Here is a 19,492-nt window from a genome sequence, read left to right as displayed (position 1 = left end):
CCCACCCCGAAAACCAAGGCCGAACCCTCCTCCGCGGTTCGTCGGCGGAATGTGCCCGAGAAGCATTAAGGATCCGCTAACCTTAACGGTCGGTTAGCCAGGATTGCGCGGCGCGGTCTGCTTCATTCCGCCCGGTTGTCGGCGGGGTCGAACCCGCTATATAAGCAACGGCAGGGGTATTGCTGATGCTTGGACGGATTGTGCCTTTTTTCATGGGGCTGGCGCTGCTTTTCAGCGGCGGTTGCTCGCGCAGTTATGACGGCACGGTCGTCATCCCGAGGCCGCTCGATGTCCGGCGCTTCTGGGATCGGCCGCCACCGAATGTCGACTATGGGCAAGCCGAGGTCGAAAACGGTGCTTTTCCGGTGGCGCCGCAGCCACCCCGGCGGTTTTCCGAGCGCAAGCTCAGCCATGCCGCACCGAGACGGCACCAGACGAGGTTGCCTGCGTCTGCGTCCCTATCGGCGCCGGCGAAACCGCTGACCTGCAGGAACGTCAGCGAGCCCGGCAAGAGAGCTCGCATGGTCTGCGATTAGATTGGAGCTTGGTCCTAAAAGCGGGACCCGCTTTTAGGATGGGATTCGATCAAACAAGACGCGATCCGCGGATAGCTCGATGAACCTGCCATCACAGTGAAGCAGCGCCCTTTTTCGGCTCCTTCGCACCGAGCTTGTCGAGTGCGAGACGAACCTGACGCAGATCTTCCTGCCAGCCGTCATCGTCGTCCATCGGACCCTCCGAGGCAGCCCGCTGCAGCCCACGCGCCTCGGATTCGATCTCGCGTAGTTCGGCGATTTTCTGTTCGGTGGTCAGCGAGTCGTCTTCGACGATCTCCAGCACCCGCATTTCCCTGAACGTAGCCACGGCGTTTCTCCCGGCTGATGTCGATCACAACGCCGTGAGCGCCCCTCTGTTCCAGACGGATCACGCAACCGCACCGCAGCAGGCACGCCGTAACCGATGATCGCCAACGAGCAAGGCCGGCGATTATTCGGCTGGGAAAAACGCCGGGCCGACCACGCGCACCGGCCGCTCGCCAGCCTCGATCGAAAGATGCTGGGCGGCACCTGGGGCTTCGGCATCGATCCCAGGAACAGCTGCAACCGTACCGAGATCCGGCTTTGCCGTCGGCAGCGGAATAATGGCATTGCGCATGTTGGCGGGCGTCACGGTCCTGGCTCGCAGTTCGGTGACCCGCTGGTAGTATTGCTTGACGTCGCATGCCTTGAAATTCGCATCATCGCGATATCTGAAGGCTGCCGGCAGCTCGGTATAGGGTTTGCGCGTGTCGAGCGCGATCATCTGGTCGGTTTCGAGGCTGGCGTCGCTCAACGTGTAGAGGTCGACGCTGGGGTCATCGCAGATGTAACGGCATTGATCGGCCGTCTCCTTCAGATCGCCGCTGGCGGCGAATTGCGACCTTGGCGCCGGGAAGAAATACCCGTCCGACAGACGCACGCAAAACAGCATCGCATTGCCGGCGAACGTGGTGCTCGCCGATTGGGTGCCGGGCGCGGCACGCACAGGCTGTCGCTTTGCCGAAGGCGCGCAGCCAAGCGCCACGAGGCGCGCCTGCAGGCCCGCCGTGTCGCGGCCTGAATTCCCGGCGACAGCGATCCGGCGCTGCACATCCGAGCGGCTCCTGGCGAGATCGGCGCAAGCGTTGAAGAGACCACCAAGAGAACTTTTCGCCGTGCACTGGCGCTGTCTCTCGATAGTCTGGATGGCTGCAAGTTGCCGGCGCAGTTGAGCAAGCTCCGGGCTCGCCCCGTTGCTGCGCCCAGCCGAAAGCAACTGGCTTCTGATCGCGCCGCAGCTGTCCGCATAGGACGAAAGCGTACCGAACAAAACCGACGCCAGCGAAATCAATGCGACCATCATGGAAGGCCAGAAACGGATCATCGGGACAACTCGGTCATTCTTGTCGAGACCTGGAATTACAGTCCATCAATTCGCCAAGCTTCAGCTACATGAGTAAATTCTAATGATATCAAGAGCTTCAACCTTAATAACCTTTTATCTATTGTATTATGTCACCTCGTGTAAATTCGATATTACATTTTTATTTCAAGATTGAGACGAACCTCGAAAGAAAGCGCAAGCCCGACCATCGCCGATGGACCTGTAACGGGCCGAGATCGATGCGCCGACATCGCCAGGCGCGCGAAACCTTTGCCCGGCCTTCCGCGTTGAAGGACCAAAGGGAGAACGCTGATGTCGATCCACTTCACCGTCTCGGACCTGACAAGAAACCTGTTTCACTCGCTGGGGCTGGACCAGCGCGCGCCAAGGCCCCTCGATCCTGAGCAAAGCCTGTTGCTGGAATGCTATCTGGCCGGCCAGGTTCCGGAATCAGCCTGGAGCGACTACGTCTTCGAGACACCCGATCTTGCCCGGCATGCCGAGGCAAGGCGCAGTCACCACTGAGCCGACGATGAGGCTTACTTGGGAGAAGCGAATTGCAACGTGAACACGTTGCCGGCGATCCCTTGCGCCAGCTTCGCTGAGAAGGTCAGGGGCAGGCAATTCTGTAAGGCCGTTGTTGCGGCATCGACAAATGACTTTTTCGCCTTGGCATCGCCATCCACCTTGATGGCTGTCGGCCTCGGCGGGCCGATCAGCGTGCCGTCCCGCTTGAAGCTGAAGCTCAAGGTGACGCTGGCGGTTCCGGCATCCGCCGGCGGTGTCCAGCATGCCTGAATGGCGGTCCCGACATCGTCCATGGTGTTCAGTTCAGCCGCATTTGAAGGATGAACGGCGCTCGCCAGCATCACGCCCGCAACCGCAACCCGCCTCGCAACGCTTTTCATCGCCCGGCCCTCATCTCGCGCCTACCGACAATCCATGCCGGACTGCCGAAATGGATGGTAGGGCCAACGCCGGCGATGACAATATCTCTCCGCAAAAGTTGACGCCAAAAAAGCGACAGCGGCCGAGGCTTGCGTGGCCTGATCGCTGCTCGATCATGCCCGGCGATAGAGTAATGCCAGGAAAGTTTTCCCGGGAAAAGCGCATGGAAACTGCGTCGAACAAAGAGACGGCGTTCGAAAAGCAAAAAGGCCGGCATTGCGCCGACCTTTCCTATCGCTACGACGTTCTGCGCCAGTACATCCGTGGTCGCGGGCCGAAAGCGAATTGCCTGCAGTAGACAGGGCTTTGGTTAACGAATCCCTAACCTCAGGCCTTGGCCTGCGATTTCACATGGGCGATGTAGCCGCGCACATCGCCGGCCGGCTCGCTATAGGCCTTGCCGAGCTTCTTCTCGATCGCCGCCACATAGTCCTTCGCCCATTCGGGCAAGGCATAGTCGATGACGGCCAGGAATTCGAGCGTCGCCGCCAGGCGGATATCGGCGATCGACGGGTTCTTCCCGCCGATGAACGGCTTGCCGTCCCTGAAGAAGCTATGGAAGACCTCCAGCGGCTCGGCGATCGCCGCCATCGCCGCCATCTGGGCTTCGGACTTCTTGTCGGGGTGGGCGTCGCTGTGGCCGACCTCGCCGGCATAGTGCGGGAAGCCGAGCGCCGGATAGGTGGCGCGCGCGACATAGGGGTAGAGCGTACCGATCAGGTAGAACATGGCACTGTCGACCATCGCCCGCTTGGCCGGCGCCTTCGGATAGAATTTCTCCAGTCCGTGCTTGTTGGCGAGATACTGCATGATGGCGCAGCTTTCCCACAACACGCCTCTGGGGAGGCCCTTGTCCTCGATCATCGGTGTCAAATGGGCGGGATTTCGCGCCATGAATTCCGGCGAGCGGGTGTGGCCCCAGGCATCGGTCTCGGCATGGTCGAAACCGGCCGCGCGCGCAAACACCCGCACGGTCATGTTGTTGACGCTGGGCTTCAGCATGCTGAGCTTCAGCGCCGGCTTCTTGGCCGGCTTGGCCTTGGCCCTGGGCGCGGCTTTTGCCGTCGCCTTCACGGCAGGCTTGGCGGCCGTCTTGGCTTTTGGCTTTGCCGCAGCTTTCGCCGCCGGCTTGGCGGCAGCTTTGGCCGCGGATTTCCCGGCAGTCTTCGTCGCTGTCTTGGCCATATTATTCCTCCCTCTGGTCTGTTCAGTATGGGTTCTTCGCTGCCCGGTCGTCCGACAAGGTGGCGCGGGAACGCTCGACGAGCGCCTGGATCGCATCGGCGAGATGCACTTCCGCGATGTTGTAGTCGCCGCGCGCGACCCGGATCTTGTGCGCTTCCATCAGCACATCGGCATGGGTGAAGCCCGCCGGCGGCTCGAAGCGGTAGGACGCCAACTCGATCAGCAGGCCGAGCGGATCCTCGAAATAGATCGAATCCATGAAACCGCGATCCTTGGCGCCGCTGTGCTTGATACCGCGCTCGTCGAGCCGGGCGACCGCCTGCAGGAAGGTGACGCGCGACACCGAAAAGGCGATGTGGTGAACACAACCCGGATCGGTCGGCGTGCGCCGTCTCTCCGGTGTGCGGCTCTCGTCGGTGAAGATGGTGATCAGCCGGCCGTCGCCGGGATCGAAATAGAGGTGGCTTTCCCTCGGCTTGTCGAGATTGGGCTGTTCGAAGATGAACGGCATGCCGAGCAGGCCTTCCCAGAAATCGATAGAGGTCTGGCGCCCGGCGCCGACCAGCGTGATGTGATGGACGCCCTGCGATTGCAGCTTCTGCATTGGCCTTCCTCCCCCACGGCTCAACTGGCCGTCCGGACAGCGCGGCGTTCTGCGCGCCGCTGGAGCCGCACCTCAGGTCCGTGACGTGATGCTAATGCAAACAGCCCTGCGGCGCCAGAAGCGACGAACGCAGCGACGCAACGGATAAAGCCGACTGATTGAGAGTGCGCCGTCCGCACTTCCGATGCCCGCATCGGAAGGACGTACACGCTACGCTCTTGGAGGCTGAGGCCGACGAATCCGGTCGATGGCCGACCGAATTGATGTACCGACTTACGAGCCGCTGCTGTTGATCGTAGTGCCGACGTTCGTAAACATCCCGTTGAGCGAATTGCCAAGCGCCCCGGCGCCGGTGATGATCGCCAGCGCGATAAGAGCCGCGATCAAGCCATACTCGATCGCGGTCGCGCCAGACTCGTCCCAAGCGAAACGATAGGCTATTTTCCGCATTTCAACCTCCCGCAGCTACTAAAGCGATAACTAATATATCGCCGTGAGTTGCGGGGACGTTAAGCTTCTCGGTTTCAGGTCCGTTAACATTTGCCAGACGAATGAAATGAAGGCTGGCGTGGTTGGTGCCACTGGGATTTTCAAGGCTGGTGCCATCGTGGTTCAGAGCGGATTTCCCGAACGCCGCAGTATCGAGGGTCCACGACTTCAGAAACGAAATCGACGGCATCCTGCAAATTTGTCGAAAAACTCTGGTACGCCCAAGGGGAATCGAACCCCTGTTCCCGCCGTGAGAGGGCGGTGTCCTGACCGCTAGACGATGGGCGCGTTCAAGAACCGGCGATATAGGCTGAGCGCTGGGAAAAAGCAACTGGGGTTAGGCCGCTTTCCCTTGCCAAGGAAAAGCCGGCCGTCAGCCTATCGTTTCGGTTCGATCAGATCCCAGAGATTGCCGTGCAGATCGGCGAAAACCGCCACCGTGCCATAGGGCTCGAAGCGTGGCGCCTCGCGGAATTCGACGCCCTTTTCCAGCATCGCCGCATGGTCGCGGGCGAAGTCGTCGGTTTCCAGGAACAGGAAGACACGCCCGCCGGTCTGGTTGCCGATGCTTTTGCTCTGTGCCTCGTCGGAAGCCTCGGCCAGAAGCAGCCTGGCGCCCTGCCCGTTGGCCGGCGCCACTGTGATCCAGCGCTTGCCGCCGCCGAGATCGACATTTTCGACAAGCAGGAAACCCAGCCGCTCGACATACCAGGCAATCGCCTCGTCATAGTTGGCGACGACAAGGGCCACGGTCGCGACACGGCGATGGTCGGCGAACCCGGTCATGCCTGACGCTTGTTCATAGGTTGCCGGCCGCTCATTTGTTGCGGATCGCAAAGCGGCCGATCAGGCGTCGCTCAGTGATGTCGTAGACGAAGATCGTGCGGCTGCCGTCGGCAAGCTCGGCATCGATCGAGACACGATTGCCGGACAGCGACTGGCTGACCACCTTGGTCCCGACCGGCAGCACGATGTCGCCGCTGACCGGTTCGCCGGCGGGTGTCTGGATATCCCCGGCCAGCGGCGGGTTCGCCGGCGGTGCATTGCGCGCTTTGTAGACAAGGGCGCCGATCACCACCATAAGGGCGAGGAACAGCAGGCCGAGATTGATCCCGACGAAGCGGACGAGTTTCCTGCGCACCTTTTCGACCTCGGGGTCGAGCGGCTTATCCTGGTCTTCTTCGGCGATCGGGCTGGCCATGGCAAAACAGTTCCGGAACGGTTTTTCAATGAGCGCTCATAGCGAAGAGGCCCCTGAATTGATAGAGGCGGTACCGACCGTGCTGGTGGCAGATGCGGATGCGGCCGGTCAGCGCCTCGACCAGTGGCTGGCGGCAAGGCTTGCTCCGGACATGTCACGCAGCCGCGTGCAGATGCTGATCAGGCAGGGCGCGGTCTCGGTCGACGGCAAGCCTGTCAATGAGACCAAGCGCAAGATGGCGCCAGGCGAAAGCGTGTCGGTTACCATGCCGGAACCGGAGCCGGCGGAACCGCAGGGCGAGAACATCGCGCTCGAAGTGCTCTATGAGGACGACGAGTTGATCGTCATCAACAAGCCGGCCGGGCTTGTCGTTCACCCCGGCGCCGGCAACTGGACCGGCACGCTGGTCAATGCCCTGATCCATCACTGCGGTGACAGCCTTTCGGGCATTGGCGGCGTGCGGCGGCCAGGCATCGTCCACCGCCTCGACAAGGAGACCAGCGGCGTCATGGTGGTCGCCAAGACCGACCGCGCCCACAAGTCGCTGTCCGAGGCTTTCGCCGATCACGGCCTGACCGGCGATCTCGAACGTGCCTATCTGGCGCTGGTCTGGGGCATACCGCAGAGGCCGACCGGAAGGGTCGACGCGCCGCTCGGCCGCGCCGCCGACCGCGTGCGCCGCGCCGTGGTGCCGGAAGGACGCGACGACGCCCGCCATGCGGTCACCCACTTCGCCGTGCAGGAGGGCTTCGGCGAGAGCCAACAGGAGTTCGCCACGGCCAGCCTTATCGAATGCCGGCTGGAGACCGGCCGCACCCACCAGATCCGTGTCCACATGGCGCATATCAGCCATCCGGTGATCGGCGACCCCGATTATGGCCAGGCCTTCCGCACCAAGGCCAACCGGCTGCCCGAACCGTTGAAAAGTCAGGTCAAGGCATTTCCCCGGCAAGCTTTGCATGCCTGGCTTCTTGCATTTCGCCACCCCACTACCCATCTAACGATGAGGTTCGAGGCGCCGTTACCGAGGGACATGGAGGAACTCGTCGGCGGCTTCCGCAAACTCTGAACCCGTCACCAACAAGCCATCAAAAAACCTGACTGACATTGTTCACTTCACCGTGACACACTGTTTCGTGTTGAACAAATGCCTGTCTTTTCTGGTTTTGTTCCTGTATAAGATCTGATGTCGCGGGCGAGCCTTTTGGTGCCCGCGTCACATGCCCGCCGCGTTTCGGGGGCATCACTCCATCCAATAGAGAGGGGGCGCTATCATGGCCCAGTCATTACCCAGTATCGTTTCCGGCGAAGGCGGCCTCAGCCGCTATCTGGAAGAAATCCGCCGCTTTCCCATGCTGCAGCCGCAGGAAGAGTACATGCTCGCCAAGCGTTACGCCGAGCACGAAGACACCTCCGCTGCGCACAAGCTCGTCACCAGCCACCTCAGGCTCGTCGCCAAGATCGCCATGGGCTATCGTGGCTATGGCCTGCCGATCGGCGAAGTGATCTCGGAAGGCAATGTCGGCCTGATGCAGGCCGTCAAGAAATTCGAACCCGAGCGTGGCTTCCGCCTCGCGACCTATGCCATGTGGTGGATCAAGGCCTCGATCCAGGAGTACATCCTGCGCTCGTGGAGCCTGGTCAAGATGGGCACGACCGCCAATCAGAAGCGCCTGTTCTTCAACCTGCGCAAGGTGAAGGGCAAGATCCAGGCGCTCGACGACGGCGACTTGAAGCCCGACCAGATCACCGAGATCGCCACCAGGCTGAACGTTTCCGAAGCCGAAGTGGTGTCGATGAACCGGCGCCTGTCGGGCGATGCCTCGCTCAATGCCCCGATCCGGGCGAGCGAAGGTGAGTCCGGCGAGTGGCAGGACTGGCTGGTCGACGACCACGAAAGCCAGGAAGACATGCTGATCGAGCAGGACGAGCTGGAAAACCGGCGCGGCATGCTGTCGGGCGCTCTTGCCGTGCTCAACGAGCGCGAGCGGCGCATCTTCGAGGCCCGTCGCCTCGCCGAGGAGCCGCTGACGCTGGAAGAGCTGTCGTCCGAGTTCGACATCAGCCGCGAGCGCGTGCGCCAGATCGAGGTGCGCGCCTTCGAGAAGGTGCAGGATGCGGTCAAGGCCGCCGCCAAGCGCCAGACCCAGGCGCTGCGTACGATTGAGGCGCAACCCGCGGCTTAAAGGCAGGGTTCGGCGATAAGATACAAGGCGGCGTCAGGAAACTGGCGCCGCCTTTTTTTTGTGACGCCGGAAACTGGCGAAACCGAAGAGACAGCCTCTTTCTCCCCGTCACTCTACGGGGAGAAATGTCCGGCAGGACAATGAGGGGCAGCGCCGAGATTGCGAGTTTGCCGGCGCAGCAATTAGCGGCGTGATCATGACAAAACGTCGCCGCCGCCCCTCATCCGGCTGCCGCCACCTTCTCCCCGTATAGTGGCGGGGAGAAAGAGACTTGAGCGCAACGCCGCGCACCTTACCTCACAGCCCGTCCAGTGGAAATTTCAGGTACCGCCGGCCATTCGCTTCGGGTTCGGGCAGCCTCCCGCCATTCATGTTGACCTGCAGCGCATGCAGGATCAGCCTCGGCATCGGCAGCGTTCTGTCGCGCGCCTCGCGCAGGGCGACGAACTCGGCCTCGCTGCGGGCGGCGGCAAGATGGGCGTTGGTCGCCTTCTGTATGGCGACCGTGCTTTCCCACAAAGGTTCACGGCCGCCGGCCTGATAGTCATGGCCGACGAACACCCGCGTCTCGTCCGGCAACGCCAGTATGTCCTGGATCGAGCGCCAGAGCCGCGCGGCACTGCCGCCGGGAAAGTCCGTCCTCGCTGTGCCGCTGTCGGGCATGAACAGCGTGTCGTGGATGAAGGCGGCATCGCCGATCACATAGGTGATCGAGGCCAGTGTGTGCCCGGGCGAGAACAGCACCTTGACCGGAAGCGTGCCGACCTTGAAGGTTTCGCCTTCACCAAACAGCCTATCCCACTGCGAACCGTCGGCGGGAAAATCCGGCCAGTTGTAGATCGCCTTCCACAAATTCTGGACGTCGACGACCCTGTCGCCGATCGCTGTCGGCGCTCCGGTCTTCTCTCTCAAATAATGCGCCGCCGAGAAATGATCGGCGTGCGGATGGGTGTCGAGGATCCATTCGACGCTCAGCCCCTGCTCGCTGACGAAGTCGAGCAGGACATCGGCATTCGTCGTTGCCGTAGCACCGGATTTCTCATCGAAATCGAGGATCGGATCGATGATGGCGCAGCGTTTCGTCGTCTGGTCGGCGACGACATACTGGATGGCCCCGGTCGGCTTGTCGTAGAAGCCGCTGACCTGCGGCCTGGCCAAAGTTACGTCCAATTCCGGCTTCCCCACCACCTTAGCCGGCAGGAATGATTTTCTCTGACGGCATCCGAAAGGAGCATGTTTCTCCACTCGGACGCCTCCGTCAAGCATCACTTGGCCCGCAAGGGCGAGAACGCCAAAAATCGTTCCGAAGCGCCTGGGATCAGGCGGATGGCTGCTTGGTCTTCCGCAGATAGGGCAAAATGGTCTCGTAGGCGCCGAAGCGCTTGATCGCGTCCTCGTTGGAGACGGCGGCGGTGATGATGACGTCCTCGCCCTGCTTCCAGTTTGCCGGCGTCGCCACCTGATGTTTGGCGGTCAGCTGCATGGAATCAACCGCACGCAGGATCTCATCGAAGTTGCGGCCCGTGGTCATCGGGTAGGTCAGCACCAGCTTGATCTTCTTGTCCGGTCCGATGACGTAGACCGAGCGCACTGTGGCATTGTCGGCCGGCGTGCGGCCTTCCGACGTTTCGCCGGCACCGCCCGGCAGCATGTCGTAGAGCTTGGCGACCTTGAGGTCCTTGTCGCCGATCAGCGGGTAGTTCACCGAGTGACCGGTCGCCGTCTTGATGTCGTCCTGCCACTTGCCGTGGCTTTCGACCGGATCGACCGAAATGCCGATGATCTTGACGTTGCGCTTCTTGAACTCGCCTTCGAGCCCGGCCATCGTGCCAAGTTCGGTCGTGCAAACCGGCGTGAAATTCTTCGGGTGGCTGAACAGGATCGCCCATCCGTCACCGATCCAGTCGTGGAATTTGATCGTCCCTTGCGTGGTCTCGGCGGTAAAATCCGGCGCAATGTCGTTGATACGAAGGCTCATGGTACATCTCCCCTGTAAACGGAACCCGTCGGCAGCGAGGAACGGCAAGCGGCAACCGATGCCGCCATCAAGCTCCTGCCCCGGCATCGTTGCATCTTAGCGCAAAAATCGTGACTGCAAGATAGTATGAAACTCTTGTCGGCGGCAGGCGAGCATTTTTATGCTGCCGAATGCGCGGCGCGCGGATGAGAGGCTGTTGGGCTGGACAGGAGAGATTCTGCCTCAGGTCTTGTTGACTGCCATTGTCACAGTCAGGTCTTCCATGCGCTGTGCCAGCGCGCCGAGCGCGTTGGTGAGCACGCTATCGCTCTTGTCGGCCTTGGTCAGAGCCTCGTCGCGGGTCTTGCGCAAGGTCAGCACTTCGCTTTCCATGCCCTTGACGCGTTTCTGCAATTCCGAGAGCTCATCCATCACCATGATGCCGGCCATCACGGTCAGCCGCTGATCGCCGATCTCGCCGAACGAGTCCTTCAGGTGCGAAACATAGCGGTCGAAGCGCTCGGCAAGGTCGATCAGATGCTCTTCCTGGCCCTCGTCGCAGGCCATGCGGTACTGCTTGCCGTCGATTGAAACCGTGACCTGTGCCATCGGGCCAGCTCCTATCTGTCCAACACGGCGCGGATGGTTTCCATGGCGGTCACCAAACGTCGCGAGACTTCCTTGTTGGCATCTTCCAGCCGTTCGGCACGCGCTTCGGAATTGTCGAGTTCCTGCGCCAGCCGCGAGCGATCGGCGTTCATCCGCTGCACCTCGGCCTCGGCTTCGGAGTAGTCGCGTTCATGCTCGAGCTTGGCCGCGACGGCGTTTTCCAGCCCCTCGATGGCTTTGCCCAGCCTCGCGATGACTTCCTTGAGTGTGGCTTCCCCGGTCATGGCCTTCGTCCTGTGCCCTGCCCATCACCGAATCATTCACGTTCAGAACGCGTTATCCCTGAAACATTAGGCACCGGGTGAAGGCAACGTCAACAAAGCTCTCGCGACTGTCCCCCGCTAACGCTAATGTAGGTCCGCCGCCGGCATCACAAGACCGGCAAATGTGCACCCGATTTGTTGACTAAAAGCCCGCGCCTGCTATGTGTCGCGCACCCTTTTCAAGGGCTCTCCCAAGCCCCCAAACCCCCATTTCTGGAGGAACCATGACGTCGCGTGAACAACATGACCGGATGGCCAATGCGATCCGCTTTCTCTCCATGGACGCCGTCGAGAAGGCAAATTCCGGCCATCCCGGCCTGCCCATGGGCTGCGCCGACATTGCCACGGTGCTGTTCACGCGCTTCCTGAAATATGATCCCAAGGCCCCGCACTGGGCCGACCGAGACCGTTTCATCCTGTCGGCCGGCCATGGCTCGATGCTGCTCTATTCGCTGCTGCATCTGACCGGCTACGAGGACATGACCCTCGACCAGATCAAGCACTTCCGTCAGTTGGGCTCGAAGACCGCCGGCCATCCCGAATACGGCCATGCCACAGGCATAGAGACGACGACCGGTCCGCTCGGCCAGGGTCTCGCCAATTCGGTCGGCTTCGCGCTCGGCGAGCGCATCATGAACGCCGCCTTCGGCAACGACCTCGTCGACCATTACACCTACGTACTGGCCGGCGACGGCTGCCTGATGGAAGGTGTTTCCCAGGAAGCCATCGCGCTTGCCGGCCACCTCAAGCTCAACAAGCTGATCGTCTTCTGGGACAACAACAACATCTCGATCGACGGCCCGGTCTCGCTGTCCGACAACACCGATCAGGTCGCCCGCTTCCAGGCCTCCGGCTGGAACGCCAGCCATATCGACGGCACCGATCCGGAAGCCATCGCCTATGCCATCGAAGCTGCCCGCCATTCCGACAAGCCGACCATGATCGCCTGCAAGACGACCATCGGCTTCGGCGCGCCGACCAAGGCCGGCACCAACAAGGCGCACGGTTCGCCGCTCGGGGCCGACGAGATCGCCGGCGCGCGCAAGTTCTTCAACTGGGATTCGCCGCCCTTCGAGATTCCGGCCGACATCCTGGACGCCTGGCGCACCGCCGGCAAGGCCGGCGCCAAGCCGCGTACCGACTGGGAAGGCCGCCTGGCCAAGGCCGACGCCAAGTTGAAAGCCGAGTTCGAACGCCGCCTCAGTGGCAAGCTGCCGTCCAATTTCGACGCCGTCATTGCCGACTACAAGAAGAAGCTTGTCGCCGACAAGCCGAAGGTCGCCACCCGCAAATCGTCCGAGATGGCGCTGGAGGTCATCAACGGCGCGGTGCCAGAGACCATCGGCGGTTCCGCCGACCTGACCGGCTCCAACAACACCAAGACCAGCCAGACCAAGAACATCACGCCAGACGACTACGGCCAGCGCTATGTCCACTACGGCATCCGCGAGCACGGCATGGCCGCCGCGCTTAACGGCCTGACGCTGCATGGCGGCCTCATCGCCTATGGCGGCACCTTCATGTGCTTTTCCGACTACGCCCGTCCGTCGATGCGGCTTGCATCGCTGATGGGCATCCGCTCGATTTTCGTCATGACCCATGATTCCATCGGTCTGGGCGAAGACGGCCCGACCCACCAGCCGGTCGAGCATCTGGCCGCATTGCGCGCGATCCCCAACCACAATGTCTTCCGCCCGGCCGACGCGGTCGAAACCGCGGAATGCTGGCAGATCGCCCTCGAGTCGGAAAAGACGCCGTCGACCTTGGCGCTGACCCGCCAGAACCTGCCGACGGTGCGCACCGAGTTCTCGGCCAAGAACCTCAGCAGCCAGGGCGCCTATGAGCTGGCCGCCGCCAGCGGCGAGGCGGCGGTAACGATTTTCGCCACCGGCTCCGAGGTCGAGATCGCGCTTGGCGCGCGCGAGCTGTTGGAAAAGCACGGCCATCCGACCCGCGTCGTCTCGGTTCCCTGCTTCGAACTGTTCGACCAGCAGAGCGACGACTACCGCAAAAAGACGATCGGCAATGCGCCGATCAAAATGGCGATCGAAGCCGGCATCCGCCAGGGCTGGGATCATCTGATCGGTTCCGACGGCATCTTCGTCGGCATGACCGGCTTCGGCGCCTCGGGCACGATCGAGCAACTCTATCCGCATTTCGGCATTACCGCCGAGGCCGCGGCCACGGCGGCGGAAGCCCGCCTGCATACCAAGTAGGGCCTGTGCATGCCGCCCAAAATTGCGTCGCGGTTTTGGGACAACGGCATGCACAAACCAAAATCAGTCCGGCGGAACCGCGCATGCGGCTTCGCCGGTCTGGCCTAACTTAATCGATTTAAATCCATGCCACTGCGGCTGGATTCTTTTTGCTTCCGCCGCTATGAAACTGCGGACCCCTCGTCCGCCCTCCAACTCCCAGGGAGAGAATTATGACCGTCAGAGTTGCCATCAACGGATTTGGCCGCATCGGCCGCAACATCCTGCGCGCTATCCATGAATCCGGCCGCAGGGACATCGACGTCGTCGCCGTCAACGACCTCGGCCCAGTCGAGACCAATGCGCACCTCTTGCGCTATGACAGCGTGCACGGCCGCTTCCCGCATGAAGTCTCGGTATCCGGCGACCAGATCACCGTCGGCAAGGAGACGTTCAAGGTCACCGCGATCAAGGATCCGACGCAGTTGCCGTGGAAGGAACTCGGCATCGACATCGCGCTCGAATGCACCGGCATCTTCACCGCTCGCGACAAGGCAGCGGCACACCTGACCGCCGGCGCCAAGCGCGTCATCGTTTCGGCCCCTGCCGAAGGCGCCGACCTCACCGTGGTCTACGGCATCAACCACGACCAGTTGACCAAGGATCATATCGTCATCTCGAATGCCTCGTGCACCACCAACTGCCTGGCGCCGCTGGCAGCCGTGCTGCACGAAACGGTCGGCATCGAAAAAGGCATGATGACGACGATCCACTCCTACACCGGCGACCAGCCGACGCTGGACACTATGCACAAGGATCTCTACCGCGCCCGCGCCGCCGCGCTGTCGCAGATCCCGACCTCGACCGGTGCCGCCAAGGCGATCGGGCTGGTGCTGCCCGACCTCAAGGGCAAGCTCGACGGCATCTCGATCCGCGTGCCGACCCCGAACGTCTCGGTCGTCGATTTCAAATTCATCGCCAAGCGGTCGACCACGGTGCAGGAGATCAACGAAGCGGTGATCGCCGCCTCCAACGGCAAGCTCAAGGGCATTCTCGGCGTCACCCATCACCCGAACGTGTCGATCGACTTCAACCACGATCCGCGCTCCTCGATCATGGCGCTCGACCAGACCAAGGTGATGGACGGCAACTTCGTATCGGTGCTGTCCTGGTACGACAATGAATGGGGTTTCTCCAACCGCATGGGCGACACATCGGTCGCCTTCGGCAAGACCATCGCCTGATCACAAAGCTCTCTTTTCGAGACTTGGAACGCCCGGCTTTGCCCGGGCGTTTTTCATGAGCGCAGCTTGCGCCTTCCCAAAGTGTGTCCCGGGCGCCAAAACATCCAAAAATCAGCGGCATAGGCCAAAAAGCCACCCTGCCGCCTTGCACTGGTCACGTCTTCGCCCCACTCTCTCGCAAAGCAGGAGACAGACGAATTTGAGGGGCTGATTTCAGGATGGAGCATGCGATCTATCTCGTCACGCTGGTCGGCACAGCGCTTGTCGTCGCCGCCGCGTTTTCGAGCCTGATCGCCTTCCGCTTCGGCGCCCCTCTTCTGCTCCTGTTTCTCTGCATTGGCCTCGCCACCGGCACCGACGGTCTCGGCATCCAGTTCGACAACGCCCGCATCGCCTATTTTGCCGGCTCACTGGCGTTGGCCGTCATCCTGTTCGATTCCGGTTTCGGCACGCCGCTCAACGCCTTGCGGCAGGCAGCCGGCCCGGCGTTGTCGCTGGCGACCTTCGGCGTAATTCTGACCACCGGCCTGTTCGGCGCCGCCGCCCACTATCTGCTCGACCTCACCTGGCTGGAATCCTTCCTGCTCGGCGCTGCCGTCGCCTCCACCGATGCGGCCGCCGTGTTCTTCCTGCTGCGCGCCGGCGAGATCAATCTGCGCGAACGCGTGCGCTCGACGCTCGAGGTGGAATCCGGCACCAATGACCCGATCGCCATCTTCCTGACCATCACGCTGGTCGAGATCATCGCCGCGCATGCCAATCCCGAGACCAACGTCCTGGTCACCAGCCTGTTCCTCGGCTTCCTCCTCAACATGGGCCTCGGCGCGGTTGTCGGCGTGCTCGGCGGCCTTGGCATCGTGCGCCTCGTCGATCGGCTCAATCTCGACCATGGCCTGCTGCCGATCTTCGTGCTGACCTTGTCGCTGATGGTGTTTGCCGCCGCCGGCGCCATTGGCGGCTCGGGCTTCCTGGCGGTCTATATCGCCGGCCTCATATCAGGCAATTCCGACATCCGCGCCGTCACCATCCTCAAGCGCTTCCAGGACGGCATGTCGTGGCTGGCCCAGATCATCATGTTCCTCATTCTCGGCCTGTTCGCGACGCCGTCGCAGTTCCCGGCGATCATGGTGCCGGCGGTGCTGCTCGGCCTGTTCCTGATGTTCGTGGCGCGGCCGGTCGCCGTCTGGCTCTGCCTGATCCCGTTCCGCATGCCGCGCCCCGAAGTCGCCTTCGTCTCCTGGGTCGGCCTGCGCGGCGCGGTGTCGATCCTGCTCGCCATCACCCCGCTGCTCGGCGGCCTGGAAAATGGCCGTGTCATCTTCAACACCGCCTTCATCATCGTTCTGGTATCGCTGGTCATCCAGGGCTGGACGGTCGGACCGCTGGCGCGCCGCCTCGGTTTGATCGTGCCGGCGCGGCTCGGACCGCTGGACAAGGTCGAGCTTGAATTGCCGGGCTCCGCCCATCACGAGCTTCTTGCCTATCGCGTCGCACCCGGCAGCCCGGTGGCGCGCGGCGAGCGCATCCCACGCTGGGCGCGGCCCTCGCTGGTGCTGCGCGACGGCCGCTCGATGCGCTTCCAGGACATGGGCCGGCTCGCCGCCGGCGACCAGGTCTACATTTTCGTCCCGGACCGCTATCCGCGCCTGCTCGACAAGCTGTTCGCCAGCCGTGCCGTGGTCGATCCCGAGGATGCCGATTTCTTCGGCGCCTTCGCCGTCGATCCCGCGCGCTCCGCCGCCGAACTGGAAGCGGCCTATACGCCGGGCCTGACCGAAGCTGAGCAAAAGCTCACCGTTGGAGCGCTGGTCACGGCGCGGCTCGGCGGCCACGCCGAATATGCCGACCGCGTCCTGCTCGGCCCGATAGAACTGATCGTCCGCGACGTCGACGACAAGGGCAAGATTATAGGCCTCGGCTTGTCGTTCGAGCCGACCGCGCCGGTGGCGCGGGTGCCGGTCTTCCTCAGCGCCGGCGAAATCGGCGACCGCGTCTCCGCCTTCATCCGCAACTGGCGCAAGCCGACCGAGACGCAGGAGGCCGAGGCGCGGGCGGACGGGAAACCGGCCCCGGAGCCAGCCGCGGAAAAGGCAGCAACCGAGAGCTAACAGACCTGCATTGAGCGCTGCCATCCATCCGCCCGCCGGCGCAAGACCGTGCCCCCTTCGAAATTTCGGTTCGAGCACGCCCTAAGCCTTGCATCGTCACCGATGCGGGGTATGGTCCCCCGGTTTTTCGCGAAAGGAACCCGCATGGCCGCCTTCAAGACACTCGACGATATCGGCAACATCAGCGGCAAGCGTGTGCTGGTGCGCGTCGACCTCAACGTGCCTGTCACTGAGGGCAAAGTCACCGACACTACCCGCATCGAACGCATCGCGCCGACCATCGCCGAACTGTCCGGTAAGGGTGCCAAGGTCATCCTGCTCGCCCATTTCGGACGGCCCAAGGATGGCCCCTCGCCCGAATTCTCGCTGGAACCCATCGCCAGGGCGACAGCCGACGTGCTCGGCCGCCCCGTCGGTTTCGCCTCGGATTGCGTCGGCGACACGGCCGGAAGCGCTGTCGCCGCCATGGACAAGGGCGACGTGCTGCTGCTCGAAAACACCCGCTTTTACAAGGCCGAGGAGAAGAATGATCCGGCCTTCACGGAAAAACTCGCCGCCAATGGCGATATCTTCGTCAACGACGCCTTCTCGGCCGCGCACCGCGCGCATTCTTCGACGGAAGGCCTGGCGCATCTGTTGCCAGCCTTTGCTGGCCGCACCATGCAGGCTGAGCTTGAGGCACTCGAGAAGGGCCTGGGAAAACCGGTCCGTCCGGTCGTGGCCATCGTCGGTGGCGCCAAGGTCTCGACCAAGATCGACCTGTTGATGAACCTGGTGAAGAAGGTCGATGCCCTCGTCATCGGTGGCGGGATGGCCAACACCTTTCTTGCCGCGCGTGGCACCAATGTCGGCAAATCGCTGTGCGAGCATGATCTCGCCGCGACCGCCAAGCAGATCATGATCGAAGCGGCCGAGGCCGGCTGCGCCATCATCCTGCCGGTCGACGGCGTCGTCGCCACGGAGTTCAAGGCGGGCGCAACCTGCGAGACCGTCGCCATCTCCGATGTGCCGGCCGACGGCATGATCCTCGATGTCGGTGCCAAAACCGTGACGACCATCGGCGAATGGATCGACCGTGCCGCGACACTGGTCTGGAACGGCCCGCTCGGCGCCTTCGAGATCGCGCCCTTCGACCATGCGACGGTGGCGGCGGCCAAGCATGCGGCGGCGCGCACCAAGGAAGGCAAGCTGGTCTCGGTTGCCGGCGGCGGCGATACGGTGGCGGCGCTCAACCATGCCGGCGTCGCCGACGACTTCACCTATGTCTCGACCGCCGGCGGCGCTTTCCTGGAATGGATGGAAGGCAAGCCGCTGCCCGGCGTCGATGTGTTGAAGCGCTGAGGCTCCGAGGCGATCAACACTCGGAGAGCGAACAAGGCGCCCGAGGCTTTCAAATCGATTCGAGCTTTCCGATGCCATTCCTTTGGCGGTAGACTTCCGTTAAGCGCGGAACAACCGTTTCAGGAGAAGCAACAATGAGCGAACGTCTCGAAGACATTGCCGCTGCGATCGTCGCCGATGGCAAGGGCCTGCTGGCCGCCGACGAAAGTTCCGGCACCATCAAGAAGCGCTTCGACGTCATCGGCGTCGAATCGACCGCCGACAGCCGCCGCGACTACCGCGAGATGATGTTCCGCACCAGGGAGGCGATGACCCGCTACATCTCCGGCGTCATCCTCTATGACGAGACGATCCGCCAGAAGGCCGCCGACGGCACGCCGCTGGTCGACATCATCAAGGCGGCCGGCGCCATCCCCGGTATCAAAGTCGACGCCGGCGCCAAGCCGCTGGCCGGTTTTCCCGGCGACACTATCACCGAGGGGCTCGATGGCCTGCGCGAGCGCCTTGCCGACTATTACAAGCTCGGCGCCCGCTTCGCCAAATGGCGCGCGGTGATCGACATCGATATCGCCAAAGGCGTGCCTTCTGCGACCTCGATCGGCTCCAACGCCCATGCGCTCGCTCGCTATGCCGCCCTTTGCCAGGAAGCCGGCATCGTGCCGATCGTCGAACCGGAAGTCCTGATGGATGGCGCCCACGACATCGACACATGCTACGAGATCAGCAAGGTGATTTTGCTCAAGCTCTATAGCGAACTCTACGCGGCGCGCGTCGTGCTGGAAGGCACCATCCTGAAACCGAACATGGTGCTGGCCGGCAGGAAATCGGGCAAGGTGAGCCGCCCTGAAGAAGTCGCGGAAAAGACTATAAAGCTGTTCCGCGAGACAGTGCCGGCAGCGGTGCCGGGTATCGCCTTCCTGTCCGGCGGCCAGGAGGACGAAGAGGCGACCGCCAACCTCAACGCCATCAACGCCATCGGCCCGCACCCGTGGAAGCTGACCTTCTCCTACGGCCGCGCGCTGCAGGCGGCGCCGCAGAAAGCCTGGAGCGGCAAGGCCTCGAACGTCGCCGCCGGCCAGGCCGCCTTCACCCATCGCGCCCACATGAACCATCTGGCAGCGCTCGGAAAATGGAAGGCGAGCCTGGAACAGGCCGCCTGATCACGTTCTTTCTTCCTCCTTCGAACCCGGGCCGATGCGC

Annotated in this window: 22 protein-coding genes and 1 tRNA gene; 10 read left to right on the top strand and 13 right to left on the bottom strand. The window is 62.6% G+C overall.

Features of this window, described 5'->3' with window-relative positions:
• Nucleotides 1–185 precede the first annotated feature (185 nt).
• Entirely contained in the window at nt 186–536 is a 351-nt protein-coding gene (locus EOA16_RS23995) for a hypothetical protein (RefSeq protein ID WP_127260452.1), read from the top strand.
• Nucleotides 537–627: 91 nt separating this feature from the next.
• Here the strand turns inward: EOA16_RS23995 and EOA16_RS23990 are convergent, their stop codons facing one another.
• Nucleotides 628–864 carry a hypothetical protein gene (locus EOA16_RS23990; RefSeq protein ID WP_013529265.1) on the bottom strand — a complete coding sequence of 79 codons (237 nt, stop codon included), beginning with the start codon at nt 862–864 and terminating at the stop codon, nt 628–630.
• Nucleotides 865–987: 123 nt separating this feature from the next.
• On the bottom strand, nt 988–1,902 hold the full coding sequence (locus EOA16_RS23985; protein WP_127260451.1) for a DUF2865 domain-containing protein: 915 nt from the start codon (nt 1,900–1,902) through the stop codon (nt 988–990).
• Between the two features lie 312 nt (nt 1,903–2,214).
• Between EOA16_RS23985 and EOA16_RS23980 the strand changes: the two genes are divergently transcribed.
• Nucleotides 2,215–2,427, top strand: coding sequence for a hypothetical protein (locus EOA16_RS23980; RefSeq protein WP_127260450.1), 213 nt, complete (start codon nt 2,215–2,217; stop codon nt 2,425–2,427).
• A gap of 14 nt (nt 2,428–2,441) precedes the next feature.
• Here the strand turns inward: EOA16_RS23980 and EOA16_RS23975 are convergent, their stop codons facing one another.
• Nucleotides 2,442–2,810, bottom strand: a complete 369-nt coding sequence (locus EOA16_RS23975; RefSeq protein WP_127260449.1) for a hypothetical protein — start codon at nt 2,808–2,810, stop codon at nt 2,442–2,444.
• Nucleotides 2,811–2,860: 50 nt separating this feature from the next.
• Between EOA16_RS23975 and EOA16_RS23970 the strand changes: the two genes are divergently transcribed.
• The gene (locus EOA16_RS23970; protein ID WP_127260448.1) at nt 2,861–3,148 is read left to right on the top strand and encodes a hypothetical protein; all 288 of its coding nucleotides are present in this window, start codon (nt 2,861–2,863) and stop codon (nt 3,146–3,148) included.
• Nucleotides 3,149–3,177: 29 nt separating this feature from the next.
• On the opposite strand, the gene EOA16_RS23965 is transcribed toward EOA16_RS23970, so the two are convergent.
• The 6 genes from EOA16_RS23965 to EOA16_RS23940 all read right to left on the bottom strand — a co-directional run bounded on the left by EOA16_RS23965 (nt 3,178) and on the right by EOA16_RS23940 (nt 6,329).
• On the bottom strand, nt 3,178–4,035 hold the full coding sequence (locus EOA16_RS23965) for a glutathione S-transferase family protein (protein ID WP_127260447.1): 858 nt from the start codon (nt 4,033–4,035) through the stop codon (nt 3,178–3,180).
• Nucleotides 4,036–4,057: 22 nt separating this feature from the next.
• A complete protein-coding gene (locus tag EOA16_RS23960) occupies nt 4,058–4,639 on the bottom strand; it encodes a VOC family protein (RefSeq protein ID WP_127260446.1) in 582 nt (193 codons plus the stop codon).
• A gap of 273 nt (nt 4,640–4,912) precedes the next feature.
• The gene (locus EOA16_RS23955; protein WP_127260445.1) at nt 4,913–5,089 is read right to left on the bottom strand and encodes a Flp family type IVb pilin; all 177 of its coding nucleotides are present in this window, start codon (nt 5,087–5,089) and stop codon (nt 4,913–4,915) included.
• 252 nt (nt 5,090–5,341) lie between these two features.
• Nucleotides 5,342–5,416: transfer RNA gene (locus EOA16_RS23950), tRNA-Glu, on the bottom strand.
• A 90-nt stretch (nt 5,417–5,506) separates the two neighbouring features.
• Entirely contained in the window at nt 5,507–5,914 is a 408-nt protein-coding gene (locus EOA16_RS23945; RefSeq protein WP_127260444.1) for a VOC family protein, read from the bottom strand.
• A 31-nt stretch (nt 5,915–5,945) separates the two neighbouring features.
• Complete coding sequence (locus EOA16_RS23940) at nt 5,946–6,329, bottom strand: fimbrial protein (protein ID WP_127260443.1); 384 nt, start codon at nt 6,327–6,329, stop codon at nt 5,946–5,948.
• Nucleotides 6,330–6,357: 28 nt separating this feature from the next.
• Between EOA16_RS23940 and EOA16_RS23935 the strand changes: the two genes are divergently transcribed.
• Entirely contained in the window at nt 6,358–7,398 is a 1,041-nt protein-coding gene (locus EOA16_RS23935) for an RluA family pseudouridine synthase (protein WP_127260442.1), read from the top strand.
• Nucleotides 7,399–7,603: 205 nt separating this feature from the next.
• Nucleotides 7,604–8,515, top strand: coding sequence for an RNA polymerase sigma factor RpoH (gene rpoH, locus EOA16_RS23930; protein ID WP_127260441.1), 912 nt, complete (start codon nt 7,604–7,606; stop codon nt 8,513–8,515).
• A 297-nt stretch (nt 8,516–8,812) separates the two neighbouring features.
• Here rpoH and EOA16_RS23925 read toward each other — a convergent pair whose 3' ends face one another.
• The 4 genes from EOA16_RS23925 to EOA16_RS23910 form a co-directional block, all read right to left on the bottom strand.
• Nucleotides 8,813–9,685 (bottom strand): MBL fold metallo-hydrolase, encoded by an 873-nt coding sequence (locus EOA16_RS23925; protein WP_127260440.1) that lies wholly within the window; start codon nt 9,683–9,685, stop codon nt 8,813–8,815.
• Between the two features lie 148 nt (nt 9,686–9,833).
• Nucleotides 9,834–10,493: a peroxiredoxin gene (locus tag EOA16_RS23920; RefSeq protein WP_127260439.1), complete on the bottom strand. Its 660-nt coding sequence runs from the start codon at nt 10,491–10,493 to the stop codon at nt 9,834–9,836.
• A 222-nt stretch (nt 10,494–10,715) separates the two neighbouring features.
• Nucleotides 10,716–11,081, bottom strand: coding sequence for a cell division protein ZapA (locus tag EOA16_RS23915; RefSeq protein WP_027037104.1), 366 nt, complete (start codon nt 11,079–11,081; stop codon nt 10,716–10,718).
• Nucleotides 11,082–11,092: 11 nt separating this feature from the next.
• Complete coding sequence (locus tag EOA16_RS23910) at nt 11,093–11,365, bottom strand: DUF4164 domain-containing protein (protein WP_013529251.1); 273 nt, start codon at nt 11,363–11,365, stop codon at nt 11,093–11,095.
• A 263-nt stretch (nt 11,366–11,628) separates the two neighbouring features.
• Between EOA16_RS23910 and tkt the strand changes: the two genes are divergently transcribed.
• The 5 genes from tkt (at nt 11,629) to EOA16_RS23885 (ending at nt 19,452) form a co-directional block, all read left to right on the top strand.
• Nucleotides 11,629–13,620 carry a transketolase gene (gene tkt / locus EOA16_RS23905; RefSeq protein WP_127260438.1) on the top strand — a complete coding sequence of 664 codons (1,992 nt, stop codon included), beginning with the start codon at nt 11,629–11,631 and terminating at the stop codon, nt 13,618–13,620.
• A 212-nt stretch (nt 13,621–13,832) separates the two neighbouring features.
• Complete coding sequence (gene gap, locus EOA16_RS23900) at nt 13,833–14,843, top strand: type I glyceraldehyde-3-phosphate dehydrogenase (RefSeq protein ID WP_127260437.1); 1,011 nt, start codon at nt 13,833–13,835, stop codon at nt 14,841–14,843.
• A 218-nt stretch (nt 14,844–15,061) separates the two neighbouring features.
• Nucleotides 15,062–16,951, top strand: a complete 1,890-nt coding sequence (locus EOA16_RS23895) for a potassium/proton antiporter (protein WP_127260436.1) — start codon at nt 15,062–15,064, stop codon at nt 16,949–16,951.
• Between the two features lie 144 nt (nt 16,952–17,095).
• The gene (locus EOA16_RS23890) at nt 17,096–18,292 is read left to right on the top strand and encodes a phosphoglycerate kinase (protein WP_127260435.1); all 1,197 of its coding nucleotides are present in this window, start codon (nt 17,096–17,098) and stop codon (nt 18,290–18,292) included.
• A 134-nt stretch (nt 18,293–18,426) separates the two neighbouring features.
• A complete protein-coding gene (locus EOA16_RS23885) occupies nt 18,427–19,452 on the top strand; it encodes a class I fructose-bisphosphate aldolase (protein ID WP_127260434.1) in 1,026 nt (341 codons plus the stop codon).
• Nucleotides 19,453–19,492: the final 40 nt, after the last annotated feature.

The organism is Mesorhizobium sp. M7A.F.Ca.US.008.03.1.1 (assembly GCF_003997495.1).
GTDB lineage: Bacteria > Pseudomonadota > Alphaproteobacteria > Rhizobiales > Rhizobiaceae > Mesorhizobium.
Note: the sequence above shows the minus strand (reverse complement) of the source record. Positions and strands in the feature narration are given on the sequence as shown.

Excerpts from the sequence above, each read along its gene's own strand:
- EOA16_RS23965 (WP_127260447.1), bottom strand. The coding sequence starts at position 4,035 with ATGGCCAAGACAGCGACGAAGACTGCCGGGAAATCCGCGGCCAAAGCT.
- EOA16_RS23975 (WP_127260449.1), bottom strand. The coding sequence starts at position 2,810 with ATGAAAAGCGTTGCGAGGCGGGTTGCGGTTGCGGGCGTGATGCTGGCG.
- EOA16_RS23955 (WP_127260445.1), bottom strand. The coding sequence starts at position 5,089 with ATGCGGAAAATAGCCTATCGTTTCGCTTGGGACGAGTCTGGCGCGACC.
- EOA16_RS23985 (WP_127260451.1), bottom strand. The coding sequence starts at position 1,902 with ATGATCCGTTTCTGGCCTTCCATGATGGTCGCATTGATTTCGCTGGCG.
- EOA16_RS23940 (WP_127260443.1), bottom strand. The coding sequence starts at position 6,329 with ATGGCCAGCCCGATCGCCGAAGAAGACCAGGATAAGCCGCTCGACCCC.
- EOA16_RS23895 (WP_127260436.1), top strand. The coding sequence starts at position 15,062 with ATGGAGCATGCGATCTATCTCGTCACGCTGGTCGGCACAGCGCTTGTC.
- EOA16_RS23995 (WP_127260452.1), top strand. The coding sequence starts at position 186 with ATGCTTGGACGGATTGTGCCTTTTTTCATGGGGCTGGCGCTGCTTTTC.
- EOA16_RS23890 (WP_127260435.1), top strand. The coding sequence starts at position 17,096 with ATGGCCGCCTTCAAGACACTCGACGATATCGGCAACATCAGCGGCAAG.
- EOA16_RS23945 (WP_127260444.1), bottom strand. The coding sequence starts at position 5,914 with ATGACCGGGTTCGCCGACCATCGCCGTGTCGCGACCGTGGCCCTTGTC.
- EOA16_RS23970 (WP_127260448.1), top strand. The coding sequence starts at position 2,861 with ATGGATGGTAGGGCCAACGCCGGCGATGACAATATCTCTCCGCAAAAG.
- rpoH (WP_127260441.1), top strand. The coding sequence starts at position 7,604 with ATGGCCCAGTCATTACCCAGTATCGTTTCCGGCGAAGGCGGCCTCAGC.
- gap (WP_127260437.1), top strand. The coding sequence starts at position 13,833 with ATGACCGTCAGAGTTGCCATCAACGGATTTGGCCGCATCGGCCGCAAC.
- EOA16_RS23885 (WP_127260434.1), top strand. The coding sequence starts at position 18,427 with ATGAGCGAACGTCTCGAAGACATTGCCGCTGCGATCGTCGCCGATGGC.
- EOA16_RS23910 (WP_013529251.1), bottom strand. The coding sequence starts at position 11,365 with ATGACCGGGGAAGCCACACTCAAGGAAGTCATCGCGAGGCTGGGCAAA.
- EOA16_RS23980 (WP_127260450.1), top strand. The coding sequence starts at position 2,215 with ATGTCGATCCACTTCACCGTCTCGGACCTGACAAGAAACCTGTTTCAC.
- EOA16_RS23935 (WP_127260442.1), top strand. The coding sequence starts at position 6,358 with ATGAGCGCTCATAGCGAAGAGGCCCCTGAATTGATAGAGGCGGTACCG.
- tkt (WP_127260438.1), top strand. The coding sequence starts at position 11,629 with ATGACGTCGCGTGAACAACATGACCGGATGGCCAATGCGATCCGCTTT.
- EOA16_RS23920 (WP_127260439.1), bottom strand. The coding sequence starts at position 10,493 with ATGAGCCTTCGTATCAACGACATTGCGCCGGATTTTACCGCCGAGACC.
- EOA16_RS23960 (WP_127260446.1), bottom strand. The coding sequence starts at position 4,639 with ATGCAGAAGCTGCAATCGCAGGGCGTCCATCACATCACGCTGGTCGGC.
- EOA16_RS23915 (WP_027037104.1), bottom strand. The coding sequence starts at position 11,081 with ATGGCACAGGTCACGGTTTCAATCGACGGCAAGCAGTACCGCATGGCC.